Below are 4,738 nucleotides of genomic sequence, written 5' to 3'. Positions count from 1 at the left end.
AAACAAGCGGGATGTTAGCCAGCTTAAAAACAGAGTCTAGAAAACCTTGTAGCGCTCTCAATGGCATAGAGAAAATGCGTTTCACCATCAGTGCGGTAGTAATGGCTAAGTCGCTGAATCGGCGAGGTCTACCACGCTTGCCTTGTTTGTTTTGTTTCCACTCAGCTATCGTTTCCTCATCAATCCAAAAGGTCAGAGAACCACGGTTGATTAAGGCTTTGTTGTACTGCTTCCAGTTAGTTGTTTTGTAACGAGGTTTAGACATGAGACTACGACGATTGATGGGTGTAGCCGATCAGATCGTAGCTTCTAGATTTAGTTCCATCGATTTAAGCAACAAAGCCTCATGTATCCTCCAAAGAAGCGATAATTTGAGATCTGAATTAGAATACCTATTCAGGCTATTAAAGATTCAGACATAGGGTTTAACTCAAACAAGGTCATACGATTTTCGTCATAACCTCTTCATCATATTTGGGGTTTAATACAAAAATTTTCAAGGGTGTTTTTATTAAATATTTACGATGAAAAGTTAAGTGAATGATTACATGAATAATTTCAACAATCGTAAACTCAACAATAAAAAGTCGCCGTTTTCATAAAACAAACAATAAAACTATTTATATATTGGGGTGAATGTGTATTTTCACAAGGATAGGATGTTAATTTAATAAATAATTCTTTTACTCTTTGCTATGTGATTGGAAACGCTTACCTTTACGGGTACATCATCCGGTTGACAGAAGCGCTGAACACACGCCTTCAAACACAAACTTTGTACCGCCTGTTTTGACTCCATGTTTAAACAGTTCAGCTTTGCAGCACATAGCTTCCCTTCAAGGAAAAGGGCTTCCAAGGTTTCCACACTGATTTCAACTTGTACTTTCTGCTGTCGATTAATTTCTCGCGCAGTTGCCTTGCCGTTCGCTCCCCAATCCAAGATAACGCCCTCCCTTTCTCAATGTGTGTTAAATACAAACATAGATGAGAATGATTATCATTACAATGAATATAGGCCAATTGTCCTGAATTACACTGTAAATTTTGAACAGACCTACAAGTATCGACCAGGTGTATGGCCTGTCATCTTCCTGAAGTAACTGATAAATGCACTATCGCTGGAGAACTCCAACTCACTGGCAATGTCCGACACGCTTACACCTTTAGACAATCTTTCGATAGAAGTTTGAAGCCTCCACTGCTGCCGCCATGACTGATAAGGCATCCCAGTTTCACGGATAAAAATCCGGCTGATGGTTTTAGCACTGGCACCTATATTCTCCGCCATATCAGCGAGATTCTCGGGAATAAGCTCTCCATCCATGACAAGGCCTAACCAGCGTTGGACTCGACGATCTGTCGGGAGCCGCAACGAGAAAAACTCCTCTTCGCACAGTACCAACTCTTCGCAGAATAGCGCGAAAGTATTGACCTGCTCTTCGACTGGCTTGTTCCACTCCCAGTGCGCCATACGTTCTATCAACTCTTTCAGCAACCCACTAACAGATTGGATTTTGATCTCCAGTGGAAACAATGGAGAAACATCAACATCGAAATACAAAGACCGATAGTCAACGACATTTCTCATCACCGCACAGTGCTCAACACCTGCAGGGATCCATACCGCACGTGATGGCGGAAGCACACACCACACCCCATCAAGGTTAATGCTCATACACCCTGACGAGGCGAACAAGAGTTGGTGTTTTCTGTGCTTATGCATGCCCGAGTCATGCTTGCCTATTTGTGTCGCCACACCGATCACCAGGTTGTCGAGCGCATCTGCATTAAACGGTGTATTTCCGCTGATAACTGCCATTTGTCCTTATCTTAATGTTTTAGGTTCTGATATCGATATTAACCCTGCCATATTACACCGTAGACTGCGCAACGTTCACGGTTTTTGTTTTTGGAGTTGATATGAAAACACCCCCATTGTGGCTACTCAGTACGTTGATGATGTTTCCTCAAGTTGCTGAAACCATTTATAGCCCCGCGTTGCCAGATCTCGCGAATACCTTTGAAATCTCGTCTGATACCGCATCTTTAACCCTGTCGGTTTACTTTACTGCTTTTGCCTTAGGCGTTTTTGTGTGGGGGCGACTTTGTGACGTAATAGGAAGGCGAAAGGCAATGCTTGGGGGGTTGCTAACTTATTGCGTGGGTTGTGCACTCGCTAGTGTCGCCAACGACTTCTCGGTCGTACTGCTGGCTCGCGTAATCGCGGCATTTGGTGCCGCAGTAGGATCGGTAATTGGTCAAACTATCCTGAGAGATGCATTTGAAGGGCCTGCTCTCGCCAAGGTTTTTTCAATCATGGGCATGGCAGTCGCCATCAGCCCAGTTATTGGCTTGCTTGCGGGAGGCGTACTAACCACACAATGGGGCTACCTTGGTGTGTTCCTCGCACTAATGATCAGTGCTGGCATATTGTTGGCCTCGACCTTTATAAAACTGCCCGAAACGAAGCCTAATAACACACAACGTATCCCACTGTTCGGGTTGGCAATCCGAATGGCGAAAGATGCCAGTATCTGGCGCAATGCGATTCTCATTGCCATGTTCAATTTACTGCTTTTTGGCTTCTATGCCATTGCACCGTTTTCGTTTGAACGTATGGGATACTCTTCTATTGAATTCAGCTACAGCGGATTTGCGTTAGCTGCAGGTTCATTTTTAGGTGGCCTACTTAACAAGTCATTGGTGCAACGACATCAAAATCTCGATCGTATTGTCGCCGTCGCATGCGGATTAATGTTGATAGGAAGCGTAGGTGTCTGTGTGCTTTCCGACAGCATTTGGCTTCTTGCACCGATGATGTTGGTCGTCATGGCAAATGGTATCGCTATTCCAAACGTGTTGGGACGTGCATTAGCAAATTATCGCGACGTGGCAGGCTCAGCTGGAGCCCTGTTCGGTTTGATGTACTATTTGATGCTTGGTGCAGCTCTTGGTATCGCGGGGGAATTTCAGTACCTGGGTGGTACCCTGGTTGTTGCTTCACTGGTTTCAGTCATCTGTACCCTGCGCTTTCCCGCTTTGAAACGCAATGCACTCTACGAGGCAAAACACAAGAACGAATAAGGTGGAATAGGTGCTCGGATTACCGAGCACCATTCACGATCAAGCGTTATTTAACAGCGGTGCAGAAAGTTACATCTGCTATGCATGGGTCTTTGCTGACGCTATGGTAAAGCTCAAAACAAGGCCTATTTTCTGACTCCAGACCGGCTTCGATCACACCGCTCATTAGCTCATCCCACGCTGGCGCATACTCGGAACTATCTGAAATGGTGCGTCTTATCGTGCAGTACGTACCACCAGGGAAGTCTTGCAACTCAATACCTGTGGGCACTTCTGTCTCATTTCCAACCATCAGGCAGATATCGGTACGGCACTTATCATCTGGCGTGATCTCGGGATTGTCATGGTAAATAAAGATACAAGTGTTGGCAGCAAAGCCTTTTGCACCAGCCCACTGATAGAGCCGACCACACGGTTCTTCGTAACCTTGTCCGTAAGGTCCAACGACACGAACGTAAGCTAATTTTGAGGCATTAAAGTGTTGCGTTTCCATTTGTGAACTCCTTATTGATGTGTTGGAGCCAGTATATAGATCATCGGAAAGCGTTACGTTTCCGTTCTTGCGCAACGAGTGTCCAATCTTGCTGTTTCGCGTCAGTAACGAAAACGCTTCATACGTTTCTGCCTCTCTAAAGCCTGTGGGCGTCACACCAAAGTGTTGACTGAATGCCTTCGCCAAACTCTGGGATGACGAAAACCCATACTCAAGCGCAATGTTTAGTACGGGCTCTTTCCGAATGAAGAGGTCATGTGCCGCCTTTTCCAATCTCAAACGGCGAATAAAATCTCCCAACGTCTCTCCCTGTACCGCTTTGAAAATGCGGTGGAAATGATAAGGAGACAAATTCGCCAGAGAGGCAACCTCATTGAGGTTCAGGGGCTCATTGAAGTGTTTTTCAAGGTATCGAATAACAGGAGTCAGTCGCTTTTTATAGTCTATTTTCATTGATATGCGCATTAAGAGGCTGTTCGCTATAGCCTAGCCAATTTGATTCACTGATCAATTACAGCGCATTGAAAAAGCGCACAAATCAAGGAGCAGCCTCGTCTTTCCGTACAAAATACCCTATCTTCGAGAGCATCGTCACCAAATACAAAGAAGCCGATTTTATCGGAAGTCTGTTGCGTTATAGTGGGCGCAACACGTTATAAGTAGTGATAGTAAATGAGCTTTGAGCAACACCTAGATAAAGCACACAAAGTGCTTATAAAGAACGGATTTTTAGCCTCATCAATCAACCCCATCATTTATCGGCTAGCCAGAAAACTTGGCATGAAAGTACCACCGCCTCAGTTTGCGACCTTCAGTACTAACATACTGCTTGGTACCATCTGGTTTGGCTCATTGTGGGGCGTGCGACGTGAAGTCGTATGAAGCGCTGTTCACCGCTCAACGAGTGAACCATCTGTATCACCAGATGAACCTAGGAGCCTGAATAAAGTAGCGGCTCTGACAATGTAACGAAGGTTGGCATTTGCCAATCGGGATTGAAATCGTGAGAGGACGGTCCTCCTGATAACCACATAAATCGGGTGAGTGCTAGGTAGTCAGTATGATGAACATAAGTGAATCCGTTCAAGGTGCGTCATGTGATGAAGCAGCGGAAGTGGTTTATACGCTGTTGCCAAAAGGCATGAGAGTCGGAAAGAGATT

At 45.2% G+C, this 4,738-nt stretch carries 5 protein-coding genes; 2 read left to right on the top strand and 3 right to left on the bottom strand.

The window, feature by feature from the left end:
• Positions 1 to 265 (bottom strand): transposase (locus tag B5D35_RS22795; protein WP_170915257.1); only part of this gene is annotated, 265 nt, incomplete at its 3' end.
• 789 nt (positions 266 to 1,054) lie between these two features.
• Complete coding sequence (locus B5D35_RS22785) at positions 1,055 to 1,819, bottom strand: AraC family transcriptional regulator (protein ID WP_078754700.1); 765 nt, start codon at positions 1,817 to 1,819, stop codon at positions 1,055 to 1,057.
• Positions 1,820 to 1,920: 101 nt separating this feature from the next.
• Between B5D35_RS22785 and B5D35_RS22780 the strand changes: the two genes are divergently transcribed.
• Positions 1,921 to 3,084, top strand: a complete 1,164-nt coding sequence (locus tag B5D35_RS22780) for a multidrug effflux MFS transporter (RefSeq protein ID WP_139367849.1) — start codon at positions 1,921 to 1,923, stop codon at positions 3,082 to 3,084.
• A gap of 46 nt (positions 3,085 to 3,130) precedes the next feature.
• On the opposite strand, the gene B5D35_RS22775 is transcribed toward B5D35_RS22780, so the two are convergent.
• Positions 3,131 to 4,030, bottom strand: a complete 900-nt coding sequence (locus B5D35_RS22775) for an AraC family transcriptional regulator (RefSeq protein ID WP_078754699.1) — start codon at positions 4,028 to 4,030, stop codon at positions 3,131 to 3,133.
• Positions 4,031 to 4,249: 219 nt separating this feature from the next.
• Between B5D35_RS22775 and B5D35_RS22770 the strand changes: the two genes are divergently transcribed.
• Complete coding sequence (locus B5D35_RS22770) at positions 4,250 to 4,459, top strand: DUF6404 family protein (RefSeq protein WP_198557145.1); 210 nt, start codon at positions 4,250 to 4,252, stop codon at positions 4,457 to 4,459.
• The last annotated feature ends 279 nt before the right edge of the window (positions 4,460 to 4,738 follow it).

This window comes from Enterovibrio nigricans DSM 22720 (assembly GCF_900167155.1).
Taxonomy (GTDB): Bacteria; Pseudomonadota; Gammaproteobacteria; order Enterobacterales; family Vibrionaceae; genus Enterovibrio; species Enterovibrio nigricans.
The sequence above is the reverse complement of the archived record's forward strand: the minus strand, read 5'-3'. Positions and strand labels throughout refer to the sequence as shown.

What these genes read in the sequence shown, in the direction of transcription:
- B5D35_RS22785 (WP_078754700.1), bottom strand. Translation starts at nt 1,819, where the DNA reads ATGGCAGTTATCAGCGGAAATACACCGTTTAATGCAGATGCGCTCGAC.
- B5D35_RS22780 (WP_139367849.1), top strand. Translation starts at nt 1,921, where the DNA reads ATGAAAACACCCCCATTGTGGCTACTCAGTACGTTGATGATGTTTCCT.
- B5D35_RS22775 (WP_078754699.1), bottom strand. Translation starts at nt 4,030, where the DNA reads ATGAAAATAGACTATAAAAAGCGACTGACTCCTGTTATTCGATACCTT.
- B5D35_RS22770 (WP_198557145.1), top strand. Translation starts at nt 4,250, where the DNA reads ATGAGCTTTGAGCAACACCTAGATAAAGCACACAAAGTGCTTATAAAG.